The following is a 22,542-nucleotide window of genomic DNA, read 5'->3' on the forward strand; positions in this document are numbered from 1 at the left end:
GTTCAATCCACTGGTTTATTTAATCGGATTGTAAAGGAGTGCAAATTCTCTTGTCCCATATTCGGTTCATGCCTGATTATCTGGTCATTCCTGCTGTACTCGATCACCCGCACAATCAGATCGACTTATCAGCCCTTGCTGAATTATCTGAGGTATTCCATGGAAAAACGCAGACCTGGCCGTCCAGTCGGACGTTCCGACATTCGTGACAAGCTGCTTGCCGCCGCACGCGAACGTTTTCTCAACACCCCCTACAGCAAGGTGACGACCCGCGAGATTGCCGAGCTGGCAGGCTCCAATCTGGCGATGATCCACTACTACTTCGGCAGCAAGGAAGGCCTCTACAAGGCGGTGCTGGGGGATGTGGCCGAGCCCCTCGAGCAAGCCTGGCACGACGAGAGCAGCAACCGCAGCCTGACCGATCTGCTCAATACCTACTATCAGGTGATGGCGCCCAACAGCGAGCTGACCTCCGCCATCTCCAGCGCATTGTCCACTGAAAAGAGCCCGGGGCGTGATTTTGTTCTGAGCCGCCTGCTGGATCGCCAACTTCCCCAGTTCGATGCCCTGCTCGAATCCATGCGTTCCAACGGCCAGCTGGCGGACAACCTGGACCCCGAGATGCTGAAGATCTCCTTCCTCAGCATGATGTGGCAGCCGTTCGTGATGAAGGATCTCTACGAACAGGTGTTTGGTCTGACGGTGGACGAGCACTTCATGAGCCGCCTCGCGGCCCACAACTGCCGCCTGATGGAAAACGGCCTGCGCGGTGCCCTGAACTGACTTTTTCGGGATGACGGATGAAAAAGGGCCCCTGGGCCCTTTTTTTCATCAATCTGTTATCTGGGCGTCAACGAAGTGTCATGCCGCCCTCCTAGTCTGCACTCAGGATGCAAGGGAGGGCCGTGATGAACAAGATCCAGCAATGGGACCTGCGGGTGTGCCGTGTCTGCCTGCTCCACCCCTACAATCAGCCGCAGGCCAGGATAAGCCGGCTTGTCTCCCGTACCGGTGACGGCCCCCTCTATGCCGTGGCGGCCTGCCTGCTCTGGTGGCAGGGGAGCGCCGGGCAGGAGGCGGTCAGGGTGGCGCTCTGGGCGTTTGCCCTCGAGTTGCCGCTCTACCTGCTGCTCAAGAATGCCCTCAAACGCCAGCGCCCGGCAGGGCTGCCTGTCTTCATCACCCCGTCGGATCGTTACAGCCTGCCCTCTGGCCATACTGCGGCCGCCTTTCTGATGGCGACCGTAGTGGCCGCCAGTTTCCCGCTCTGGGCACCGCTGCTGTTTGTCTGGGCCGCGCTGGTGGGGGCGTCCCGCCTGCTGCTCGGGGTACATTATCTGAGTGATCTGGTGGCCGGGGCGCTGCTTGGCGGTGGTTGCGCCCTCTGGGCGCTGGGTTGGAGCCAGGGATGAGGATACTGTTCGGCGTTCAGGGGACCGGCAACGGCCACATCAGTCGTAGCCGGACCCTGGCGCGCGCATTGAAGAGCAGGGGCGTGGCGGTGGACTATCTGTTCAGCGGGCGCGCCGCCGACGGCTACTTCGAGATGGGGGAGTTCGGGGATTATCGCACCTTCCCCGGTATCACTTTCGCCAGCCATCAGGGGCGCATCTCGGGCTGGCGCACCCTCAAGGGACTCTCTCCCCTGCGTTTCTGGCAAGATCTGCGTGCCCTCGATTGTCGCGAGTACGATCTGGTCATCAGCGACTTCGAGCCGCTCAGTGCCCATGCAGCTCGCCGCTGGGGCAAACCCAGCCTCACCATCAGCCATCAGGCGAGCTTCGACTGGCCGATCCCGCGCTGGGGGGAGAGCGGCTTCAACCGTCAGCTGATGCGCCATTTTGCGCCGGTACGCCAGTCCCTGGGGCTGCACTGGTTCCATTTCGGCCAGCCCCTGCTGCCTCCCATCGTCGATCCCCTTGAGCCGGTGCCGGACAACCAGCAGATCCTGGTCTATCTGCCATTCGAGCAGACAGAGACGATCGCGGCCCTGTTGTCGCGTTTCAGCACGCAGTCGTTCATCTGCTTCCATCCCGAGGTACGCAAGCGTAGCGAGTGGCGCAACATCCGCTTTGAACCTCAGGCCAGAGAGGGGTTCAAGCTGGCGCTGGCCGGTTGTCGCGGGGTCATCAGCAATGCGGGATTCGAGCTTGCCTCCGAGGCGCTCTCCCTTGGCAAGAAGCTGCTGGTCAAACCCCTGGGTGGCCAGTTCGAGCAGTTGACCAACGGCAGGACCCTGGAACTGATGGGGCTGGCCCAGTTGATGGACAGCCTGGATGCCAATGCGGTGCGAAGCTGGCTGGAGGCCCCTTCTCCTGGCAGGGTACGCTATCCCGATGTGGCAGGAGAGCTGGCCGACTGGTTGCTGGCCGGGGCCGGGGAGGAGGTGGGGGCGCTCTCCCGCCGCCTCTGGGGCAGGACTCTCTTTCCGGAGGAGGTGTGTGACAGCCTGGGGGAGCTTGCCAGCCGCACCGGCCAGGAGCGTCCCTGGTTATCCCAACTCAGCGCCTTTGACTAAACTGAGTCGATCCCACCACGGAGAGGACGGACACCATGCGCTTTACCAATGAAAACGGCGACACCATGACCCTGGCAGACAATCTCACCCTGCATGAGCTGCTCGACATGGGTGTCAGCATTTCGGTCTGCGAAGAGACGGATCCGGATCAGCAGATCTGGCTGGCAGAACCCGAAGACGAGCAGTGAAACCAGCCAGTTTTTGACGGCCCACCCCCTCGGGGTGGGCCGTTTATTTTGTTCCTGACCGACGCGGGCAGCATGATCCGCTGGTTGTTCCCCCCAGGGCCCCTCTTTGTTGCCCGTCTGGTGGCCAAGTCACTGAATGTTAATAGCTGTTTGAAATTTATGACTGTTATGGCCAGACAAAGCCGTGGACAAGCGTTCACGGGCGGGTTAAGTTGGTTTTTCACCCGCTTTTCGGGTGAATGATGGAAAACCCCTATTTTTCTACTATCGACGGCTCCGAACTCGCCTGATCTGCCTGCAGACAACAACAAGACTCGGATCGGCGCTGCCGGGAAGCAGCGGACTGTCGATAGCTTTCGCTTAACGGAGCAAAGCCTGGAGGGCTTTATCATGGAGATGTTATCAGGCGCCCAGATGGTGGTTAGAGCGCTGGAAGATCAGGGAGTGGAACACGTTTTCGGCTACCCTGGTGGCTCAGTGCTCGACATCTATGACGCTCTCTTCGAAAACGGCAAGATGGAGCATGTCCTGGTGCGGCATGAGCAGGCCGCAGTGCACATGGCGGACGGTTACGCCCGCTCCACCGGCAAGGTGGGCACTGTGCTGGTGACCTCGGGTCCCGGCGCCACCAACTGCATCACGGGGATCGCCACCGCCTACATGGATTCCATTCCCCTGGTGATCCTGTCCGGCCAGGTGCCGACCAGCATGATCGGGGAGGATGCGTTCCAGGAGACCGACATGATCGGCATCTCCCGCCCGGTGGTGAAGCACAGCTTCCTGTGCAAGAAAGCCAGCGACATTCCCGAGGCCATCAAGAAGGCCTATTACATTGCCGCCAGTGGCCGCCCGGGGCCCGTGGTGGTGGATCTGCCCAAAGACGTGCAGAATCCGAAAGAGAAGTTCCCCTATCAGTATCCCGAGTCCGTTTCCCTGCGCTCCTACAATCCGACCAAGGCCGGACACAAGGGGCAGATCAAGCGGGCTGCCAAGCTGCTGACCGAGGCGAGCCGCCCGGTCATGTACGTGGGTGGCGGCGCCATCAACGCCAATGCGGATCACCTGGTGACCAAGCTGGCGGAGCTGCTGAACCTGCCGGTTACTACCACGCTCATGGGGCTGGGCGCCTTCTCCGGCACCCATCCGCAATTCATCGGCATGCTCGGCATGCACGGCACCTTCGAAGCGAACAAGAGCATGCACAACGCGGATCTCATCTTCGCCGTGGGTGCCCGCTTCGATGATCGCGTGACCAACAACGTAGCCAAGTTCTGCCCCAACGCCACCATAGTCCACATCGACATCGATCCCACCTCCATCTCCAAGACGGTACAGGCCCATGTGCCCATCGTCGGCTCGGTGGAAACCGTGCTGGAACAGATGCTGGAAGTGATCCGCGAGTGCGGCTTTGACAACGACAAGCAGGCGCTGGCGGACTGGTGGGAGCAGATCAACCAGTGGCGCTCCCGCAACTGCCTGGCCTACGAAACCCACCCCACCCTGATCAAGCCGCAGCAGGTCATCGAGACTCTCTACAAGGTGACCAAGGGGGAGGCGTTCGTCGCTTCCGACGTGGGCCAGCACCAGATGTTTGCCGCCCTCTACTACCCGTTTGCCAAACCGCGCCAGTGGATCAACTCCGGCGGTCTCGGCACCATGGGGTTCGGCATTCCCGCCGCCATGGGGGCCCAGTTTGCCAACCCGGAAGCCGTGGTCTGCTGCGTCACCGGCGACGGCTCGGTGCAGATGAACATCCAGGAGCTCTCTACCTGCATGCAGTACGGGGTGCCCATCAAGATCATTTCCATCAACAACCGTGCGCTGGGTATGGTCAAGCAGTGGCAGAAGATGTTCTACGGCGGCCGTCACAGCCACTCCTACATGGAATCCCTGCCTGACTTCGTCAAGCTGGCGGAAGCCTATGGCCACGTCGGCATCGCGGTGAGCGATCCGGCGGAGCTGGAGAGCGCCATGGAGAAGGCCTTTGCCATGAAGGACAGACTGGTGTTCATGGACATCTCGGTCGATCCGGACGAGCACGTCTATCCGATGCAGATCAAATTTGGCGCCATGGACGAGATGTGGCTGAGCAAGACGGAGAGAACCTGATGAGACATATAATTTCCGTTCTGCTGGAGAACGAATCCGGCGCCCTGAGCCGTGTGGTAGGCCTCTTCTCCCAGCGCGGCTACAACATCGAGACCCTGACGGTGGCCCCCACCGAGGATCCCACTCTGTCCCGCATGACCATCGTCACCATGGGGGATGAGCGGGTGCTGGAGCAGATCCAGAAGCAGCTGCACAAGCTGGTGGACGTGCTCAAGGTGTGTGACCTGAGCGAGGGTGAGCACATCGAGCGGGAGATCGCGCTGGTCAAGGCGCGCGCCGCCGGTGGTGCACGTGACGAACTGAAGCGGCTGGCGGACATCTTCCGTGGCCAGATCGTCGACGTCACCCCCGAGCTCTACACGGTGCAGCTCGTCGGGACCAGCGAAAAGCTGGACGCCTTCATCAAGACGGCTGCCCAGACCAACGAGATCATCGAAGTGGTGCGCTCCGGTGTCTGCGGCATCTCCCGGGCGGACAAATCCCTGCGTCCCTGATGTGGCCGGATGTGAAAATAGCTGTTCAAGGGCTCTTCGGAGCCCTTTTTCGTGTCTGGCAGCGTTGCGGGCAAGTGGGGGGGGGGCCGGTAGGGATGCAGGCCACAGCATCAGGAGGTTATCGAGGGGGTGAAAGAGAAGGGGGAAGGGAGGGTCTTCACCTGTCATTTTCTTTCAAATGATCGGTAAACTATCCACAAAAGCTGTGGAAAACTCTGTAGATTAGCGGTGTGTCTGGCGTTAGTCGCATGATCTTAAAGGGATATTTCAATTTGATCCTGGCTGGATCGCATTTGTGCAATCCCCTGGCGAGGGTGTGAGCGTTTGCTTATCCCTCGTGCCTTGCCAAGGGCGGAACGCGGATCTGTCCGTGGATCCGGACGGGATCCCGACCTGATCTTGCGGATCAACATTTCTGGGCGCGAGCCATAAAAAAACCCGCCTCTCGGCGGGTTTTTCATTGCATCGGACTGCGGGTCGATTACTCGGCCTGGGCTGCCTGGATGCCGGTCAGGGCGATGGTGTAGACGATGTCGTCCACCAGGGCGCCACGGGAGAGGTCGTTGACCGGCTTGCGCATACCTTGCAGCATGGGGCCGATGGAGACCAGCTCGGCGGAGCGCTGTACCGCCTTGTAGGTGGTGTTGCCGGTGTTGAGATCCGGGAAGACGAACACGGTGGCCTTGCCGGCAACCGGGGAGTTCGGTGCCTTGGACTTGGCGACGTTCTCCATGATGGCCGCATCGTACTGCAGCGGGCCGTCGATGATGAGGTCGGGACGCTTGGCCTTGGCCAGCTCGGTCGCTTCACGCACTTTCTCCACATCCGCGCCGGCGCCGGAGGTGCCGGTGGAGTAGGAGATCATGGCCACGCGCGGCTCGATGCCGAAGGCGGCAGCGGAGTCGGCGGACTGGATGGCGATCTCGGCCAGTTGCTCGGCAGTGGGATCCGGGTTGATGGCGCAGTCACCGTAGACCAGTACCTGATCCGGCAGCAGCATGAAGAAGATGGAGGAGATCAGGGAAGAGCCCGGGGCGGTCTTGATGATCTGCATCGGCGGACGGATGGTGTTGGCAGTGGTGTGCACTGCGCCGGATACCAGACCGTCGACCTCGTTGCGCTCCAGCATCATGGTACCCAGTACCACGTTGTCTTCCAGCTGCTCGCGGGCAACCACTTCGGTCATGCCCTTGTTCTTGCGCAGCTCGACCAGACGGGCCACGTAACGCTCGCGTACGGCAACCGGATCGATGATCTCGACGCGGTCGGTCAGGATCACGCCCTGCTGTTCAGCGACGCGGCGGATCTCATCCGGGTTGCCCAGCAGCACCGGACGGGCGATACCGCGCTCGGCACAGATGGCGGCCGCCTTGATGGTGCGCGGCTCTTCCCCTTCCGGCAGCACGACGCGCTTGTTGGCCTGACGGGCCAGCTCGGTCAGCTGATAGCGGAAAGCCGGCGGGCTCAGGCGACGGGAGCGGGTGGACTTGGCGGAGAGAGACTCGATCCAGTGCTTGTCGATGTGACCAGCAACGTAGTCCTGCACCAGCTCGATCCGCTCGCGGTCATCTTCCGGGATGTCGACGTTGAAGTTCTGCAGGCTGACGGCGGTCTGCCAGGTGTTGGTGCCGGTGATCATGATCGGCAGACCGGTGGCCATGGCCTGTTGGCACAGGGCCATCACCTGGGGTTCCGGGTGGTAGTTGCCGGTCAGCAGCAGGGCACCCAGCTTGACACCGTTCATGGCGGAGAGGCAGGCGGAGACGATGACGTCGGAGCGGTCGCCGGAGGTCACCAGCAGGCTGCCCGGACGGAAGTGCTCGATCATGTTGTGGATGGAGCGGGCGCAGAAGGTCACGGTCTGCAGGCGGCGGCTTTCCAGCTCACCCTTGTTGATGATCTTGGCGGCCAGGTGCTTGGCGAGATCCTTGGCGCGCGGGGCGATCAGCTGGGTGTTCCAGGGGATGCAGCCGAGGATGCGCAGCGGACTCTTGCCGAAGACCTGCAGCACTTCCAGGTTGTGGCCGGTGTCGGCGCCGTGGTGGTGCGCTTCGAACATCTCGGTCAGGTCGGGACGGGTCACGCCGTGCTCGTCAACCGGGGCACCCACCTTGTTGATGACGCAGCCCACGATGCGCGGGTTGTTGACGCCACCGAAGTTGGAGCAGGCCAGCTCGATGCGCTCTTTGAGCTTCTGGCTGGAGTCGTTGCCCGGATGGGTCACGAACACCATGTCGGCGTCCAGCGCCTTGGCGACGTCGTAGTTCAGCTTGTTGGCAAAGGGTTGCTTGTCGGTCGGCACCAGGCCCTCGATCACCACCACTTCGGCGCCGCTGGTCTTCACGTGCTCTTCGAAGCGGGCCACGATCTCTTCCAGCAGGATGTCGGTGTTGCTGGAGGTGATCATGTTCTCGGCGTAGGAGAGGGCAAACGGCTCGGGCGGATTGATGTTGGCAGCGGCGCGGATCACGGCGGTGGAGCGCTCGGTACCGGTTTCACCCGGACGCGGCTGGGCGACCGGTTTGAAGAAGCTGACATTGACACCGTGACGTTCCATGGCGCGAACGACGCCAAGACTCACGGAGGTTACGCCGACACCAGTGCCGACCGGGATGAGCATAATAGTGCGTGCCACTTATTACCCCTTGTTCATTTTTTGGGATCAGGAAAAGGCCGCCCTGGGGCGGCCTTGCTCTACAGCTAATTTATGCGCCGACCAGTTCCAGCGCGTCGTGGGCGATGACCCACTCTTCGTTGGTCGGGATAACCAGGGCCTTGGTGGAACCAGCCTTGGTGATCTCGCCGCCCTTGCCGAAGCGAGCCTTCAGGTTGGCGTCGTGGTCGACGTCAAAGCCCAGCAGGCCCAGCTTGTTCAGGGTGATCTCACGGATCGGGGCGGAGTTCTCGCCGATGCCACCGGTGAAGACCACGGCATCCAGACGACCGTCCATGGCGGCGGCGTAGGCACCGATGTACTTGGCCAGACGGTAGCAGTACACGTCCATGGCGCGCTTGGCTTCTTCCTTGCTGTCGTAGTTGTCTTCAACGAAACGGCAGTCGGAGGTGACTTCGGTCAGACCCTGCAGGCCGGATTCCTTGGTCAGCATGGTGTTGATCTCGGCAACGCTCATGCCCAGCTTGTCGTGCAGGAAGAAGATGATGGCCGGATCGATGTCACCGGAACGGGTACCCATCACCAGGCCTTCCAGCGGGGTCAGGCCCATGGAGGTGTCAACGGACTGGCCGTTCTTGATGGCGCAGACGGAGCCGCCGTTGCCTAGGTGGCAGTTGATGATGTTGAGCTCTTCCACCGGCTTGTTCAGCTGCTTGGCCGCTTCCAGGCTGATGTAGTAGTGGCTGGTGCCGTGGGCGCCGTAGCGACGGATGCCGTTCTCTTTGTAGAGCTTGTACGGCAGGGCGTACAGGAAGGCTTCTTCCGGCATGGTCTGGTGGAAGGCGGTGTCGAACACGGCGACGTTCTTCTCGGCCAGTTCCGGGAAGACCTTCAGGGCGGCACGGATACCGATCAGGTGAGCCGGGTTGTGCAGCGGTGCGTAAGGAATGGCGGCTTCGATGCCGGCAATGACGTCATCACAGATGCGAACGGAGGAGGTGAAACGCTCGCCGCCGTGTACCACGCGGTGGCCGATGGCGATCAGGTTCTTGGACAGTTCCGGGTTGAGCGGCAGGATCTTGTGAACGATGAAGTCCAGCGCTTCCTGGTGAGCGGCACCGGCACCCAGATCAGCGTTGCCTTTCTCGCCGTTCAGCTTCCACTTGATGCGGGCGTCGTCGAGGTTGAAGCATTCGGCCAGGCCGGACAGCAGGTCATCACCGGTGGTTGCGTCAATGACAGCAAACTTCAGGGACGAGCTGCCACAGTTAAGAACAAGAACCAGCTTACTCATGAATAAATCCTATCGCAGATTGGGTTGGGTTGGAGGATGCGCCGGACGCGGTGCGTCCAAAAACTATCAACTTATCCTTATGAGGGTTGGCAATCTGTTGCTTGCCCCTTGTATAGTGATACAAGACCCGAAATTCAGACGTCCCTGACTGGTCAGTGGCCGTGCCCCAGCGTAAAAATGGGCGTACAAAGGATAACCTGATTGTTGAAAAATAACAAAGTCATCCTCAACCTTTGTTATTGCCTCTCAAATATTGTCGAGGTTTTGCCGTTAATGCGTTCGAAAAGAGCTCGGAGGTAGCATGAGCATGAACATTTTTGGAACTAAATTACAGCAAGGCCGTCATTATATGACTCTTTGGCCGCGCCGTCCCGAGCTTAATTCCATGTTCCCGGAGAATCGGGTGATCAAGGCCACCGAATTCGCCCTCAAGGTGATCCCGGCACTGGCGGTGCTCAGCGTCATGGTGCAGTTCCAGTTTGGCGAGCTTCAATACTGGCCCTCCGTGATGGCGTCCGTGCTCTTCCTGCTCAGCCTGCCGCTGCAAGGGTACTACTGGCTCGGCCAGCGCGCCGATACCCGGCTACCCCCCTCCCTCGCCACCTGGTATCGGGAGATAAACGGCAAGATGAACGAGCAGGGCGGTCAACGTCAGCTGGTGGCCCGTCCCCGCTACGAAGAGCTGGCCGATACCCTCAACGCCGCCTTCAAGCAGCTGGACAAATCCTTCCTCTACGAATGACTTTCCGAAGTCAGACTGACGACAAAGGCGCCCTCAGGCGCCTTTTTCACATTCAGGCGGCCAGCACCTTGCTGATCTCCTGGATGGAGAGCTTGTACTGACGGGGGCACTGACGCCAGACCGTCAGCATGCGCTGGTATTTGTCCCGCATGGCGATGTCGCTGGAGAGCTCGTCGCAGGGGCAGGGCAGTTCGGGGAAGCGCTTGTCCACTTCCAGCAGGAAGCAGACGTAATCCGCCAGTTCCCGCTCCTGGCTGCGGCTGTAGCCGTTGAAGGCAAGGCGGCTCTCGTTGACATCGGCCCGGGCGCTGGCATCCAGGTTGCCCCAGGAGATGGCCAGTGCATGGTGCAGCTCCAGAGTGTCCAGCACCTCCTGGCAGGTGGCGAGATCCAGATGGCCGAAGCTCTTCTCCAGCTCGAGGATTTGCAGGCAGTAGCCGCGCTCGACGATGGTGCTGGCACGCTGGTAAAACGCCGCCTTTTCCGGATTGAGTTTGGCCAGGATCTCGTACTGGTTGCTCAGGATCAGGCGTTCGGTGTGGCTCATGTTCATGGGCTGTCTCGCTGGAAAATGAATCTGGGGTCACGTTAACCCATATCCAGGATGAATTTTTTGATCTGAGAGGGGAGGTTGGCGAGAAAAAGGGGTAAGAGGCGCCCTGGTGAGCCGCCAGAGAGTGGGGGCTGATGCCGTGGTGAAACGAGCAGGGCCCGCCATGGCGAGCCCTGCAACAATGCCGCTGGTGGCTTAGCCCTTGACGAGGTCGAGCACCACCTGATGGTGATCGCTGGTCTTGAACTTGTCGAAGCGATGGGCAACCTTGCCCTCTTCGTCGATGAGAAAGCTCAGGCGATGAATGCCGTCATACTCCTTGCCCATGAACTTCTTCGGGCCCCAGACGCCAAAGGCATCGGCCACCGCGTGATCCTCATCGGCCAGCAGGCGGAAGTTGAGGTTGTCGCGCTCCTCGAACTTTTTCAGGCGCTTGGCGCTGTCAGGGCTGATGCCGAGCACCACCACATTGAGGGCTGCCAGCTCGCTATTGACGTCGCGCAGACCGCAGGCCTGGGTGGTGCAACCCGGGGTCATCGCCTTGGGGTAGAAATAGATCAGCACCTTCTTGCCGCGCAGGTCGGCGAGGCGAACCTGATTGCCGTCCTGATCGGAGAGGGAGAAATCGGGGGCCTGGGTACCAGCTTCTAGTGGTGACATGGGGTCTCCTCGGATAAACGCCGTCAGGCGTACTTGTGATTGACGATGAATTCGAACGACTCGGCGCCCAGTCCACGACAGAAATCGGCGAAGGCTGTCTTCGAGCCAGGCTCTTCTCCCTGCTTGGAGAGATTCAACTGAAAGTTCGCCTTGAGCAGGTTGAAGGGCTGCTGTTCCAGGGTGATGGTCTGCATGGCCTGGATGTCCCAGCCGTGATCGCTGAAGAACTGGGTGCACTGACTTACGATGCCCGGCTGATCCCGGATCAGCACCTCTGCGCTGGCGCTGATGTCATATTGCAGGGAGTGGTGGCGCTCGGTGCGTTTCATCATGGTGATGAGATCCCACTCCTGGCTGCGCAGTGGGAGGCTTATTTCCAGTTGCATCAGGCTGTTCCAGTCACCGGACAGCAGCATGATGAAGGTGAATTCGTTGCCGAAGATGCCAAGACGGCTGTCGACAATGTTGCAACCGCAGCCACTGACGTGACGGGTCACCTCATTGACGATGCCAGGCCTGTCCGTGCCGATGGCCGTTACGACCAGGTAGTGAGTCATAAATCGTCTCTCGTCCATTATTGAGAATGCGTTGACCGCGGGTGCCGGCACCCTGCCGTGAGGCCTCTTGTGCGCTCGTGCATTCATACGTTTTGTGCCGGATGGTAACACGGCTTGTCCCGTGCCTCCCTTGTTTTTCAAAAGGGGCAGCTTTACCATTACGCCCCTGAAAATCGGGAGAATTATCCATGTTACGCGGTAGTATTGTTGCGCTCGTTACCCCCATGCTGCCCTCGGGCGACATCGATTGGGTCAGTCTGGCTGCGCTGGTGGAATATCATGTGGATGCCGGGACCAGCGCCATCGTCGCCGTGGGAACCACGGGAGAGTCGGTCACCCTGAGCGAGCAGGAACATATCGCCGTGGTTGAGAAGACGGTGGAATACGCCGCCGGACGCATTCCCGTCATCGCGGGCTGCGGCTCCAACAATACTGCTCATGCCATCGCCCTCTCCCGGCGTTTCGCCACCATGGGCGTGGTGGCGGGTCTCTCGGTTACCCCCTATTACAACAAACCCACCCAGGAAGGCCTCTATCGTCACTATTGTGCGATCGCCGAGGCTAGTGGTCTGCCTCAAATTCTCTATAATGTGCCCGGTCGCACCTGCTGTGACCTCAAACCCGAGACGGTGGCCCGTCTGGCCAAGGTGCCCGGCATCATAGGTTTGAAAGAAGCGACTGGCGATCTTGGCCGTACCCCGCTGCTGCGCGAACTGTGCGGGCCGGATTTTGCGCTTTATAGTGGCGATGACGCCAGCGGATGTGATTTTATGCTGCAAGGGGGCGATGGTGTCATTTCGGTCACCACCAATATTGCGGCGCCCCAGATGGCCGACATGTGTCGTGCTGCCCTGGCCGGTGATGCCGGGCAGGCTCATGACATCAACAATCGATTGATGCCGTTGCATCAGACTCTGTTCTGTGAACCGAGTCCCATCCCGGTGAAATGGGCCTGTGCCCGGCTGGGATTGATGGCGACGGCGACCTTGCGTCTGCCCCTGACCGATCTCACCCCCGAGGGGGAAGCGGCGATGGCGCGAGCACTGACGACTGCGGAGTTGATGGCGAGTGTTTAAAGCAAATGGAAAGGGAAATGCAGTGCGCCTGGTACTGAGTGTCGCGACGGTGGCCGTGCTGGCTGCCTGCAGCTCACCCCAGGAACGCAAAATGGCCAACCGTGGCTTCGAGTATGAAGAGAGCCGCCTCGAAGGCCGCGCCTTCCTTGTGCCCGCCGGGTTGAGTACCCCCGCCTTTAACAGCAATTTCGACATTCCGGCCCTGCCCGAGAGCAGCCGTGAGGGCGCCCTCGGGGCCAAGGTGGACGTGCGTCCGCCCGCCCAGTTGCTCACCGTGGTGCCCGGCAGCCAGGTGGTGGTCAATGCCAGCGAGCCAACCGTCGCCTTCTATGCCCTCAGCACTTCCCAGAGCGTGGAGCGCGATACCTGGGCCTTCCTGATGAACTTCCTGGCCGAACACAAGGTCACCACCGAGAAGCTGGATCAACAGGACGGCGTCTTGCAGACCGGCTGGTTTGACAACTCCGCGGTGCTCGATGGCTGGGCGGAAGATGACGATGACTTCAAGATCCGTCAGCGTTACCAGTTCACCCTGCGCAACGATGTGCAGCGCCACGCCATCAAGATGTCGGTACGGGTGCTGGATCACGAAGAGACCATCGACGGCGAGACCAGCACTGTGCTGACGCCGGCGGACGCCCAGCGTTATGCCACCCGCGCCCTGAACCAGTTCTCCCTCTATTACGACAAGCAGCTCAAGGCCCGTGAACAGCACAAGTCCAGCGATGGCATGGGGCTGGAGCTGGGTCTGGACAACAACGAGCTGAGCGCCTGGATTGCCGAAGGGTCGTTTGACCAGGTGTGGCGCCGCCTCAATCAGGTGCTGCCTGCCTATGGTTTCACCATCAAGGACACCCAGCAGTCCCTGGGCTGGATCGACGTGGAGTACGACGAGCCGGACAGCGAGTTCTGGAAGGCCAAGGGAGCGGAACCGTTCAAGCTCGAGGAAGACAAGTATCGCTTCCAGCTCGGCGAGATGACGGGCGGCAAGACTTCCATCACCCTGTTCGACAAGGACAAGAAGCCTGTCGCATCCGGTGTCATCTCCCAGATGTACATCAGCCTGTCCGAGGCCTTTGCCAAGGGCTTGGCCGATCAGGGGGCGAAGTAAGCATGGAAACAGGGGCCTCGCGCCCCTGTTTTGTTATGTCCGGGTTGCCGCAGGGCCCGCGTGCCGAGCCGGTTGCCCCGGGCCTGAGTACCTGATGATGTGAATCCCCCACAGACAGGGGTCTGGTGCCCCTGCCTAACTAGTCCCACAACAGGAAGTGTTATTAGCCATGAGTCTTGCAGATCAAGTATTGGCGGTGAACGACGATTTGCCGATCCGTACCGATAAACCTGTCCATTCCGGCAAAGTGCGCAGCGTCTACTGGTTGACCCCGGCAGACAGTGCCCGGCTCATTCGGGAGAAAGGCTATGATGTGCCGGCCGATACGCCCCTGGCCCTCATGGTGATCAGTGATCGCATCTCGGCTTTCGACTGCATCTGGCAAGGGGTGGACGGTCTGAACGGCGTGCCGGGCAAGGGCGCGGCGCTCAATGCCATCTCCAGCCACTGGTTCAAGCTGTTCAAGGAGCAGGGGCTGGCGGACAGCCACATCCTGGACATCCCGCACCCCTTCGTCTGGATCGTGCAAAAAGCCCGTCCCGTGATGATCGAGGCCATTGCCCGCCAGTACATCACCGGCTCCATGTGGCGTGCCTACAAGGATGGTGAGCGGGAATTCTGCGGCATCACCCTGCCGGAAGGGCTCAAGAAGGATCAGAAGCTGCCCGAGATCCTCATTACCCCGTCCACCAAGGGGATCCTCAAGGGGCTGGATGGCGTGCCGGAAGCGGACGACGTCAACGTCTCCCGCGGCGACATCGAGCGCCACCATCAGGCCTTCGGCTTCCGCTCCCCGGCGGACATCGACCGCTACGAGGCGCTGCTCAAAGAGGGCTTCAACGTCATCAGCGAGGCGCTGGCTGCCCTGGATCAGGTCTTCGTCGACACCAAGTTCGAGTTCGGTTACGTGACCGATGCCGCCGGTCGCGAGAAGCTCATCTACATGGATGAAGTGGGCACCCCCGACAGCTCCCGCATCTGGGACGGCGCAGCCCTTCGCGGCGGCGAGATCATCGAGAAGTCCAAAGAGGGCTTCCGCCAGTGGCTGCTGAACCACTTCCCGGATCCGGACATCCTGCTCAACAAGAACCGCATGCCCGAGCGCTTCGCCCTGGCCCGTGACAACAAGCTGCCCACCGAGGTGATGATGGATATCTCCCGTACCTATGTGGGGATCGCCGAGAAGATCATCGGTCAGCCGCTGGTACGCAGTGCCAATCCGAAGCAGGAGATCATCGAGGTACTGCGGGAGCAGTACGGCCTGATCGACTGAGGCCGACCGCTTTTTTTGCCGCAGGCGAACAAACGTTTGCCGGTGGCAGGGGAGGCGCTAGCAACGCAGATGACAAAACGGGCCCCATGACGGGGCCCGTTTTCATTGGGTTGTCCGGAGCGCTCAGCCATTGACCCGGAAGATCTGACCGGTCTGTACCCCCAGTACCGATTTCTTGTAGGCCTGGGCCACCCGGGCGGCGGGTACCGGCACGAAGCCCGGGAAGAAGTCGGCATACTTACCCATGGACTCTTCCAGCACGGTGGGGCTGACCACGTTGATGCGAATGCCCCTTGGCAGCTCGCAGGCGGCCCCTTTCACGAAGTGCTCGATGGCACCGTTGATGGTGGTGGCGCTCACCCCCCAGTGGATGGGCTCCTCGCTCAGAATGCCGCTGATGAGGGTGATGGAGCCACGGTCGCTCAGGTGGGCAATGGCGGCCCGGGTCAGGTTGATCTGGCCCATCAGCTTGCTCTGAAGCCCCACCTGCCACTGCTCGTCCGTCATCTCGGTCAGGGCATTGAAGGCGACGCTGCCGCTGGCGACCACCAGGGCATCGAAGGACCCGACCTGCTCGAAGAGCGCCCGGATGGAGGCGGGGTCGCGCATGTCCACTCTGGCATCCCCCTGGCTGTGACCGACCCGGATCACCTGGTGATCCTGGGCAAGCAGTTCGCTGACGGCGGCGCCAATGGTGCCGGAGGCACCCACAATCACAATCTTCATATCTATCGCTCCTGGTTGAGATGAGTTGATGATATCGGGATAAAAAGGGAGAAAAAGCGCTTATGATGAACCCATTGTTTCCATATTGGTGCTAATGATGGATATCACCCACCTGGCCAGTTTCTATGAAGTGGTGCAGCGGGGCAGTTTCTCCGCCGCTGCCGATGCCCTGGGGGTGAGCAAGGGGATGCTGAGTCGCCATGTCAGCGCCCTGGAGTCCGCCCTCAATGCCCAGCTGCTCCAGCGCACGACCCGCAGACTCAGCCTGACCGAGGCGGGGAGGGTGCTTTACCAGCAGGCCGGCGAGATCTTCGCCCTGGCCCGGGAGGCGGAGGAGGGGATCCGCGCCCTGACCGAGGAGGACAGCGGCCGCCTGCGCTTCACCTGCCCGGTCAGCACGGGGGACCGCATGGTGAGCGAGCTGCTCGCCCGTTTTGCCGAGCTCTGCCCCGGCGTCCAGGTCGAGCTCAACTTCACCAATGCCATGATCGACATGAGCCAGGGGGAGAATGACATCGCCCTGCGGGCCATGGAGCTGATCCCCGACAACCTGGTGGCCCTGCCGCTCGGCAGGCTCAAGGATGTGGTGGTGGCAAGCCCCGCCCTGCTGGCGCGGGAGGGGATCCCCGCCACTCCCTATGAGCTGGGGGGGCGCTCCTGCCTGCTGCAGGGCCACAACCCGGACTGGGAGCAGTGGCACTTTCGCCAGGGGGAAGAGGAGGCGCACATCCTAGTGCAGGGGCGAGTGCGGGCCAACCACTACAGCACCCTGCTGCAACTGGCCCGGGCGGGCATGGGCTTTGCCAAGTGTCCACTGATGCTGGTGGAGGCCAGCCTGGCCCGAGGGGAGCTGGTGGCCGTGCTGACGGAGTGGCAGACCGGCCTGCACCCGATCCATGTGCTGCACGCCCAGCAGCGCCGGGTGCCGCGCAAGATCCGGCTGTTCAAGCAGGTGCTGGCCCAGTGGTTTGCCGAGCGACCCCATTATCTGCTGGGGTGAGCCTGCATCCCGTTATTTTTCTGTCATCTGGAGCTGCTACCCTGCGCCCTTCATCGCGAAAGGAGAGTCAGGGAATGAAGCGTCATCAGGGTTGGGCAGGGGTTGCGCTGCTGTGCTGCGGCGGTGTGCAGGCCGAGGTCAGGGTCGAGGTGCCCCGGGATTTCCAGATCCTGGCGGTGAGCGCCGGCAAGGTGCAGGACGAGCAGCACGCCGTGCTGGCCGACGGGGAGCAGCAACTGCTGGTGCGCTACGAGGGGGTGATCCCGAGTCGCAACAGCAGCGACAACGATCGCCAGGTTCGCTCCGAGCCCCAGGTGCTTCGCTATGAGGCCCGCGGGCAGTCGGTGCGCCTGCAGGCTCCCGTGCCTGCGGACGAGGCCGGGATGGAACGCTACGCCAGGGCCCCTGTCCTGGGCCTGGTGGCGGGGGGGCAGCCCCTCGAGGTGCGTCAGGATACGCTGGTGGTGCAGGGGATGCAGATCGGCATGGACTGGCATGCGAGGTTGATGGAGTACAACCGCAGCGAGGGACCTGCCGTGCTCGCCGGTGCGGCGGATGTGACTGCGGCCGCCGTGGCGACGCCCCGGGCCTCCTCCGTGCCGGCCAGCGCCCTGGAAGGGCAGTTGCAACAGCTTTTCCTGCAGGCGGACCCCGCGCTTCGCAAGCGCTTCATCGGTTGGGCCGTGCCGCGCCTTTAAGTTTGCTCCCCGTTGCAGTAACGTGGGCACATCTTTGATTCCCGATGTGCCCATGTTGATCAGCGAGGCTCCCATGTTTGAATTGCACCCCCGCCTTCAGGCGGATACCCGGATACTCGGGGATCTCCCCCTGTGCCGCGTCCTGCTGGCCAAAGACAGCCAGTATCCCTGGCTGATTCTGGTGCCCCGGGTCGCCAACCTTCGGGAGATCCATCATCTGGCCCCCGAGCAGCAACAGCAGTTGATGCAGGAGTCCTGCGCCGTCGCCACCCTGATGGAGCGGGCACTCGGCCCGGACAAGATCAACGTGGCGGCCCTCGGCAATCTGGTGCCTCAGCTGCACCTGCACCACGTGGCCCGCTTCAGCTCGGATGCGGCCTGGCCCGGCCCCATCTGGGGTGCCTGTCCCGCCATTCCCTATGAGGAGCAGGCCTTGCAAGGGGCGGCTGCCAGTTGGCAAACCCGTCTGGCTACCCTGGATGGATTTCAGCCATTTCTGACTGATAATCCAGTCAAGTGAGAGGTGGCTCGCGCTTTGGGCACCGGGATCACGCAATCTGTTAGCGTATCGCGCCGGTGCATGGTGACATGGGCGACACGAGTGACAGCCCCATTATTTCGATCAGCAGGAAGGTTCCATGATAGTGACAAGATCCGAGGATGATGCCGTATTGACCACAGAGGACGTACTGCTGAGCCTGTGCAATTCGGTGACGAGCGTATTGAGTGCGGCGACCCAGACCCAGGTGCGCTTCTCCGGCATGGTGCAGCGGATCAGCAAGACCTGCCTCAAGCCTGACATCGGCTGTTTCGTGCTGTTTGACGGCGGCTTCTCCGGCCTGGTGGTGATCAACTTCTCCGCCGCCGCGGCCATGGAGCTCTACCAGAGCTACATGCTGAGCATGGGGCTCTCCAAGGAGGATCTCGCCATCTCCCACACCTCGGACGAGGTGAGCAACGTCATGGGCGAGCTGATGAACCAGATCGTCGGCAGCTTCACCACCAAGGTGGGGCGCGAGCTGCAGACCCACATCACCCAGAACCAGCCCAAGATGCTGGCGCTCAACAAGCAGGTGATGCTGAGCGTCGACACCAACCTCGACAATCCCGAGACCCGCCGGGTGACCTTCTTCACCGCCAGCAACAACATCTTCTATCTGGAGCTGGCCATGGACAAGACGGAGTTTATCCGGATCCATGATGGCGGCGTGCAGGAGGAGGTGGATCCCGACGAGCTGATCGCTCAGGCCAAGCAGTCAGCCAAACCGGCACCGGCGGCCGCGCCGGCGAGCAACGAGCACGACGATCTGCTGGATTCCCTCGGCATCTGATGGTCGAGGGTTGTGCAAATGAAGAGGCCACCCCGGGGGTGGCCTTCTTGCTTGGGGCGGGTCAGAAGTTGTAAAGCAGCCCGGTACTGAAGCGAAGCGCCTCGGCATCGTAGAAGTCGATGTCGGAGTCGGCGCTGGAGTAGGCCGCGGTGAAGGTGGCGGCAAGGGGTTTGATGCCGAACAGGTTGTGCCAGAAGAAGGTGCCATTGAGGGCGAACTCGCTGGCATCGGCGCGCTGGCCGAACAGGGGATTCGCCTCGTCATACTTGCGCTTGCCGGCGTAGAGGTTGCTCACAATGGACCACTGGGAGGCACGCTTGGCATAGGTCAGCTGCAGACCGGTGTTCTTGAAACTCTCCGCGCTCCCGTCCAGGCGGGCCTCCTTGTAGAGGAAGGCGGGCTCCAGCAACTGGTCGCCGCCGAAATGGTACTGATAGGAGACAGCCAGGTCGTGGACCTTGCCGTTGCGGCTCAGCATGGAGGCGTAGTGGGTGCCGTGGGTCAGGTCATATTGCTGGCCGCTGCGCTCCTCGTCGAGCTCCACTTCCCGGCTGGTCAGGGTGGCGTAGACGTTGCTGCCCCAGATCCTGTCCCAGGCAAAGCGCACCCCTTTCGAGGTGAGATCGGTGGCGCTGCGATCCACGCCGGTGGCGAAGGGATCGCTCCACACTTCCACCGGCATGAGGTTGAACACCAGGGAGGTGGCGACGATACCCTTGTCACCCATCTCCTGGCGCAGACCGAGTTGCTGGGTAAAGTCGAAGCGCACCGCGTCCTGGATGAGGTTGCCGAGGAAGACCTGGGTGCGGGTATCGGCGAAGGTGTAGCGGATATCGGCATTGAGCAGCGGGCTCAGACCGCTTTCGCGGCCGGGGGAGCCCAGATCATCGATACGGCTGTTGCTGTCGTCACCGGCATAGAAGTTGGACTTGTGGCTGCCGGCATTGACCCCGCCCAGCAGAAAACCGGACCAGCCGGTCTGGCGGGGGATCTCCCCCAGATCGGCGTGGGCGGTGGTGGCGACCAGCAGGCCAAGGCTCAACAGAACATGATTTCGCATCGGGTATGCTCCTGACATAACGAATGAGAAGGGTGACAGTGCGCCCCGGTATTCCGGTGGAACCGGTGCTGACTGAGGCATGGCAGGCATGCTACCCCAGCCGGAGTGTGACGTTAATCAATAATTGAATACGCGACGGACAAGAGTTCATGGCGCCGTACTGGTATCCTGTTTGCGCAAGAAAAGGGGAGAAAACAACGAGATGAAGCAGATCAAATCCTGGGCGCAATATTACGTCGACCTGATGACCAAGCTGGGACTGGTGCGCTTCAGCATGTTCCTGGCCACCGCCATCATAGTGCTGGCCGTGTCGATCCAGATGGGGGTGACTCTGTTTTTGCGCGGCACCGTGGACATCGTCGACCTGGTGCGCTCTGTCTTCTTCGGCCTGCTGGTGACCCCCTGGGCCGTCTATTTTCTCTCCATCGTGGTGGATCAGCTGGAGGACTCCCGCCAACGGCTGACCCGGATGGTGCGCAAGTTGCAAGACATGCGCGAGCGGGATCTCGAGCTCAACAGCCAGTTGCAGGAGAACATCAGCCGGCTCAACGCCCAGATCGCCGAGACCAACCGGGCCGAGACCCTGCGCCAGCAAGCCATCGAGGATCTCGAGAACGAAGTGTTCCAGCGGGAGAAGGCCCAGCTGCATCTGGGGGAGCGTACCGCCCTCTTGCGCTCCTTCATCGACTGCTCCCCCGATCTGGTCTATTACCGCAACGAGGACGAGCAGTTCTCCGGTTGCAACCGCGCCATGGAGGAGCTCACCGGCAAGGTGGAAGCGGAACTCATCGGCCTGACCCCGTTCGATGTCTACAAGCACGACATCGCCAGCAAGGTGGTGGAGACCGACAAGCAGGTCTTCGCCCAGAACGAGCCGCTCACCTATGAGCAGTGGCTGGAGTATCCCGATGGCCGCAAGGCCTACTTCGAGCTGCGCAAGGTGCCCTTCTTCGACCGCTTCGGCAAGCGGCTCGGCCTGCTCGGCTTTGGTCGCGACATCACCGAGCGCAAGCAGTACCAGGACAAGCTGGAGAAGGCGAGTCGGGACAAGACCACCTTCATCTCCACCATCAGCCACGAGCTGCGCACCCCGCTCAATGGCATCGTCGGACTGAGCCGGATGCTGATGGATACGCCCCTCGATGCCAGACAGCAGCAGCAGCTCAAGACCATCCACCTGAGCGCGGTGACGCTCGGCAACATCTTCAACGACATCATCGATCTGGACAAGCTCGACCGTCGTCGGCTGGAGATTGCGCCGGCTCCGCTGGATTTGCCCGCCTTCCTCGACGAGCTGGAGACGCTGTCGCGCATCCAGGCGGAGCAGAAGGGGCTCTACCTGCACTTCGACCGGGACGGCGACATGCCCCAGTTCGTGATGGCGGACGGCACCCGGCTGCGCCAGGTGCTGTGGAACCTGGTGGGCAATGCGGTCAAGTTCACCGATGAAGGGGGCGTCACCATACGCTGTCTCGCCCACGCCGCTGATGAACCGGGCAAGCTGGCGCTGCACTTCGAGGTGGAAGACACCGGGGTGGGCATTCCCCGCGCCCAGCAGGAGAAGATCTTCGCCATGTACTATCAGGTGCAGGGCAAGAAGCACGCCACCGGCACCGGCATCGGGCTGGCGGTCTCCCGTCAGCTGGTGCAGGCGATGGGCGGCCAGCTCTACGTGGACAGCGACCCGGGCGAAGGCGCCTGCTTCACCGCCGAGCTGGAGGTGGACTGCGTCGAGCCCAAGGCCGCGGCCCCGGAGCCCGAGATGCCCTGCCTCGATATCCTGCTGGTGGAGGACGTCGAGCTCAACGTGACAGTGGCCTGCGCTCTGCTGAACAAGCTCGGCCATCAGGTCAAGGTGGCGCGAGATGGTGCAGAGGCGCTGGCCATGGCCAACCCGGATGATTTCGACTTGATCCTGCTCGACATCCAGTTGCCGGATATGACGGGGTTCGATGTGGCGGAGCAACTGCTAGCGCGCTACGGCGACAGCCTGCCCCCCATGGTGGCGCTCACCGCCAATGCCACCGGCGATCGCCAGTACTACCGGGATCACGGCATGCAGGATGTGATCAACAAGCCGCTGGGCTCCAAGGCGGTGCGGGAGGTGATAGGCCACCTGTTTGCGGATCTCGCCGGGGACGAGGCGGACGAGCAGGACGATGTCCACCATCAGGATGCCCTGCTGGATCTGCCCTTCCTCACCGATTACGCCAGCACGGTCGGCAAGCCGGTGCTGCTCTCCAGCGTCGAGCTGTTCGAGAAGATGATGCCGGACTACATGGCGGTGCTCGACTCCAACATGATTGCCAGGGATCAGGCCGGTGTGGTGGAGGAGGCCCACAAGATCAAGGGGGCGGCGGGCTCCATCGGCCTGCGCCGGTTGCAGCAGACGGCCCAGCTTATCCAGAGCCCGGATCACCCCGCCTGGTGGGAGAACGTGGAAGACTGGATTGAAACCCTGCGCCGGGAATACCCGGGTGACATCGCCCGCCTGCGGCGCTGGCTGCTCTCGTAGACACGACGCCTCAGGCAAGGAGC

22 protein-coding genes are annotated in these 22,542 nt (G+C 61.6%); 15 read left to right on the forward strand and 7 right to left on the reverse strand.

Features of this window, described 5'->3' with window-relative positions; genetic code table 11:
• Positions 1-159 precede the first annotated feature (159 nt).
• The 6 genes from I6L48_RS07955 (at position 160) to ilvN (ending at position 5,309) form a co-directional block, all read left to right on the forward strand.
• Positions 160-783 (forward strand): TetR/AcrR family transcriptional regulator, encoded by a 624-nt coding sequence (locus tag I6L48_RS07955; protein ID WP_010673155.1) that lies wholly within the window; start codon positions 160-162, stop codon positions 781-783.
• A 125-nt stretch (positions 784-908) separates the two neighbouring features.
• On the forward strand, positions 909-1,412 hold the full coding sequence (locus I6L48_RS07960; RefSeq protein WP_010673156.1) for a phosphatase PAP2 family protein: 504 nt from the start codon (positions 909-911) through the stop codon (positions 1,410-1,412).
• Positions 1,409-2,518, forward strand: a complete 1,110-nt coding sequence (locus I6L48_RS07965; protein ID WP_029313827.1) for an MJ1255/VC2487 family glycosyltransferase — start codon at positions 1,409-1,411, stop codon at positions 2,516-2,518. Before I6L48_RS07960 ends, I6L48_RS07965 begins: the two co-directional genes overlap by 4 nt.
• A gap of 35 nt (positions 2,519-2,553) precedes the next feature.
• Entirely contained in the window at positions 2,554-2,706 is a 153-nt protein-coding gene (locus I6L48_RS07970) for a hypothetical protein (protein ID WP_010673158.1), read from the forward strand.
• 390 nt (positions 2,707-3,096) lie between these two features.
• Positions 3,097-4,815: an acetolactate synthase 3 large subunit gene (locus I6L48_RS07975; protein ID WP_010673159.1), complete on the forward strand. Its 1,719-nt coding sequence runs from the start codon at positions 3,097-3,099 to the stop codon at positions 4,813-4,815.
• On the forward strand, positions 4,815-5,309 hold the full coding sequence (gene ilvN, locus I6L48_RS07980) for an acetolactate synthase small subunit (RefSeq protein ID WP_010673160.1): 495 nt from the start codon (positions 4,815-4,817) through the stop codon (positions 5,307-5,309). Before I6L48_RS07975 ends, ilvN begins: the two co-directional genes overlap by 1 nt.
• Positions 5,310-5,790: 481 nt before the next feature.
• On the opposite strand, the gene pta is transcribed toward ilvN, so the two are convergent.
• A complete protein-coding gene (pta, locus tag I6L48_RS07985) occupies positions 5,791-7,944 on the reverse strand; it encodes a phosphate acetyltransferase (protein ID WP_041211116.1) in 2,154 nt (717 codons plus the stop codon).
• A gap of 70 nt (positions 7,945-8,014) precedes the next feature.
• Positions 8,015-9,217: an acetate kinase gene (locus tag I6L48_RS07990; protein WP_010673162.1), complete on the reverse strand. Its 1,203-nt coding sequence runs from the start codon at positions 9,215-9,217 to the stop codon at positions 8,015-8,017.
• A 301-nt stretch (positions 9,218-9,518) separates the two neighbouring features.
• Between I6L48_RS07990 and yfbV the strand changes: the two genes are divergently transcribed.
• Positions 9,519-9,959, forward strand: a complete 441-nt coding sequence (gene yfbV / locus I6L48_RS07995) for a terminus macrodomain insulation protein YfbV (RefSeq protein WP_113069686.1) — start codon at positions 9,519-9,521, stop codon at positions 9,957-9,959.
• A 52-nt stretch (positions 9,960-10,011) separates the two neighbouring features.
• On the opposite strand, the gene I6L48_RS08000 is transcribed toward yfbV, so the two are convergent.
• The 3 genes from I6L48_RS08000 to I6L48_RS08010 all read right to left on the reverse strand — a co-directional run bounded on the left by I6L48_RS08000 (position 10,012) and on the right by I6L48_RS08010 (position 11,729).
• Positions 10,012-10,512, reverse strand: coding sequence for a YfbU family protein (locus I6L48_RS08000; protein WP_042016678.1), 501 nt, complete (start codon positions 10,510-10,512; stop codon positions 10,012-10,014).
• A gap of 195 nt (positions 10,513-10,707) precedes the next feature.
• On the reverse strand, positions 10,708-11,172 hold the full coding sequence (bcp, locus tag I6L48_RS08005; RefSeq protein ID WP_010673165.1) for a thioredoxin-dependent thiol peroxidase: 465 nt from the start codon (positions 11,170-11,172) through the stop codon (positions 10,708-10,710).
• 23 nt (positions 11,173-11,195) lie between these two features.
• Positions 11,196-11,729, reverse strand: a complete 534-nt coding sequence (locus I6L48_RS08010) for a glycine cleavage system protein R (protein ID WP_010673166.1) — start codon at positions 11,727-11,729, stop codon at positions 11,196-11,198.
• Between the two features lie 188 nt (positions 11,730-11,917).
• Between I6L48_RS08010 and dapA the strand changes: the two genes are divergently transcribed.
• The 3 genes from dapA (at position 11,918) to I6L48_RS08025 (ending at position 15,189) form a co-directional block, all read left to right on the forward strand.
• Entirely contained in the window at positions 11,918-12,805 is an 888-nt protein-coding gene (dapA, locus tag I6L48_RS08015) for a 4-hydroxy-tetrahydrodipicolinate synthase (RefSeq protein WP_029313831.1), read from the forward strand.
• Positions 12,798-13,916, forward strand: a complete 1,119-nt coding sequence (gene bamC / locus I6L48_RS08020) for an outer membrane protein assembly factor BamC (RefSeq protein WP_113069687.1) — start codon at positions 12,798-12,800, stop codon at positions 13,914-13,916. The genes dapA and bamC overlap by 8 nt, the downstream gene beginning before the upstream one ends.
• 169 nt (positions 13,917-14,085) lie before the next feature.
• A complete protein-coding gene (locus tag I6L48_RS08025; protein ID WP_039040947.1) occupies positions 14,086-15,189 on the forward strand; it encodes a phosphoribosylaminoimidazolesuccinocarboxamide synthase in 1,104 nt (367 codons plus the stop codon).
• A gap of 123 nt (positions 15,190-15,312) precedes the next feature.
• Here I6L48_RS08025 and I6L48_RS08030 read toward each other — a convergent pair whose 3' ends face one another.
• A complete protein-coding gene (locus I6L48_RS08030) occupies positions 15,313-15,915 on the reverse strand; it encodes a short chain dehydrogenase (RefSeq protein ID WP_041211120.1) in 603 nt (200 codons plus the stop codon).
• A gap of 97 nt (positions 15,916-16,012) precedes the next feature.
• Here I6L48_RS08030 and I6L48_RS08035 point away from each other — a divergent pair, with 97 nt between their 5' ends.
• From I6L48_RS08035 to I6L48_RS08050, 4 genes are all read left to right on the forward strand, one after another.
• Complete coding sequence (locus I6L48_RS08035) at positions 16,013-16,915, forward strand: LysR family transcriptional regulator (RefSeq protein ID WP_113070613.1); 903 nt, start codon at positions 16,013-16,015, stop codon at positions 16,913-16,915.
• 74 nt (positions 16,916-16,989) lie between these two features.
• On the forward strand, positions 16,990-17,613 hold the full coding sequence (locus I6L48_RS08040; protein ID WP_042864364.1) for a DUF2057 domain-containing protein: 624 nt from the start codon (positions 16,990-16,992) through the stop codon (positions 17,611-17,613).
• A 73-nt stretch (positions 17,614-17,686) separates the two neighbouring features.
• A complete protein-coding gene (locus I6L48_RS08045; RefSeq protein ID WP_039040966.1) occupies positions 17,687-18,133 on the forward strand; it encodes an HIT domain-containing protein in 447 nt (148 codons plus the stop codon).
• A 118-nt stretch (positions 18,134-18,251) separates the two neighbouring features.
• Positions 18,252-18,944, forward strand: coding sequence for a DUF3334 family protein (locus I6L48_RS08050; protein ID WP_029313837.1), 693 nt, complete (start codon positions 18,252-18,254; stop codon positions 18,942-18,944).
• 61 nt (positions 18,945-19,005) lie between these two features.
• On the opposite strand, the gene I6L48_RS08055 is transcribed toward I6L48_RS08050, so the two are convergent.
• On the reverse strand, positions 19,006-20,004 hold the full coding sequence (locus I6L48_RS08055) for a DUF2860 family protein (RefSeq protein WP_042881204.1): 999 nt from the start codon (positions 20,002-20,004) through the stop codon (positions 19,006-19,008).
• Between the two features lie 202 nt (positions 20,005-20,206).
• Here I6L48_RS08055 and arcB point away from each other — a divergent pair, with 202 nt between their 5' ends.
• Positions 20,207-22,519: an aerobic respiration two-component sensor histidine kinase ArcB gene (gene arcB / locus I6L48_RS08060; RefSeq protein ID WP_216987935.1), complete on the forward strand. Its 2,313-nt coding sequence runs from the start codon at positions 20,207-20,209 to the stop codon at positions 22,517-22,519.
• The last annotated feature ends 23 nt before the right edge of the window (positions 22,520-22,542 follow it).

It is taken from the genome of Aeromonas sp. FDAARGOS 1418, from assembly GCF_019048585.1.
GTDB lineage: Bacteria > Pseudomonadota > Gammaproteobacteria > Enterobacterales > Aeromonadaceae > Aeromonas > Aeromonas caviae.

Excerpts from the sequence above, each read along its gene's own strand:
- I6L48_RS07955 (WP_010673155.1), top strand. The coding sequence starts at position 160 with ATGGAAAAACGCAGACCTGGCCGTCCAGTCGGACGTTCCGACATTCGT.
- I6L48_RS07960 (WP_010673156.1), top strand. The coding sequence starts at position 909 with ATGAACAAGATCCAGCAATGGGACCTGCGGGTGTGCCGTGTCTGCCTG.
- I6L48_RS07965 (WP_029313827.1), top strand. The coding sequence starts at position 1,409 with ATGAGGATACTGTTCGGCGTTCAGGGGACCGGCAACGGCCACATCAGT.
- I6L48_RS07970 (WP_010673158.1), top strand. The coding sequence starts at position 2,554 with ATGCGCTTTACCAATGAAAACGGCGACACCATGACCCTGGCAGACAAT.
- I6L48_RS07975 (WP_010673159.1), top strand. The coding sequence starts at position 3,097 with ATGGAGATGTTATCAGGCGCCCAGATGGTGGTTAGAGCGCTGGAAGAT.
- ilvN (WP_010673160.1), top strand. The coding sequence starts at position 4,815 with ATGAGACATATAATTTCCGTTCTGCTGGAGAACGAATCCGGCGCCCTG.
- I6L48_RS07990 (WP_010673162.1), bottom strand. The coding sequence starts at position 9,217 with ATGAGTAAGCTGGTTCTTGTTCTTAACTGTGGCAGCTCGTCCCTGAAG.
- yfbV (WP_113069686.1), top strand. The coding sequence starts at position 9,519 with ATGAGCATGAACATTTTTGGAACTAAATTACAGCAAGGCCGTCATTAT.
- I6L48_RS08000 (WP_042016678.1), bottom strand. The coding sequence starts at position 10,512 with ATGAACATGAGCCACACCGAACGCCTGATCCTGAGCAACCAGTACGAG.
- bcp (WP_010673165.1), bottom strand. The coding sequence starts at position 11,172 with ATGTCACCACTAGAAGCTGGTACCCAGGCCCCCGATTTCTCCCTCTCC.
- I6L48_RS08010 (WP_010673166.1), bottom strand. The coding sequence starts at position 11,729 with ATGACTCACTACCTGGTCGTAACGGCCATCGGCACGGACAGGCCTGGC.
- dapA (WP_029313831.1), top strand. The coding sequence starts at position 11,918 with ATGTTACGCGGTAGTATTGTTGCGCTCGTTACCCCCATGCTGCCCTCG.
- I6L48_RS08025 (WP_039040947.1), top strand. The coding sequence starts at position 14,086 with ATGAGTCTTGCAGATCAAGTATTGGCGGTGAACGACGATTTGCCGATC.
- I6L48_RS08030 (WP_041211120.1), bottom strand. The coding sequence starts at position 15,915 with ATGAAGATTGTGATTGTGGGTGCCTCCGGCACCATTGGCGCCGCCGTC.
- I6L48_RS08035 (WP_113070613.1), top strand. The coding sequence starts at position 16,013 with ATGGATATCACCCACCTGGCCAGTTTCTATGAAGTGGTGCAGCGGGGC.
- I6L48_RS08040 (WP_042864364.1), top strand. The coding sequence starts at position 16,990 with ATGAAGCGTCATCAGGGTTGGGCAGGGGTTGCGCTGCTGTGCTGCGGC.
- I6L48_RS08045 (WP_039040966.1), top strand. The coding sequence starts at position 17,687 with ATGTTTGAATTGCACCCCCGCCTTCAGGCGGATACCCGGATACTCGGG.
- I6L48_RS08050 (WP_029313837.1), top strand. The coding sequence starts at position 18,252 with ATGATAGTGACAAGATCCGAGGATGATGCCGTATTGACCACAGAGGAC.
- I6L48_RS08055 (WP_042881204.1), bottom strand. The coding sequence starts at position 20,004 with ATGCGAAATCATGTTCTGTTGAGCCTTGGCCTGCTGGTCGCCACCACC.
- arcB (WP_216987935.1), top strand. The coding sequence starts at position 20,207 with ATGAAGCAGATCAAATCCTGGGCGCAATATTACGTCGACCTGATGACC.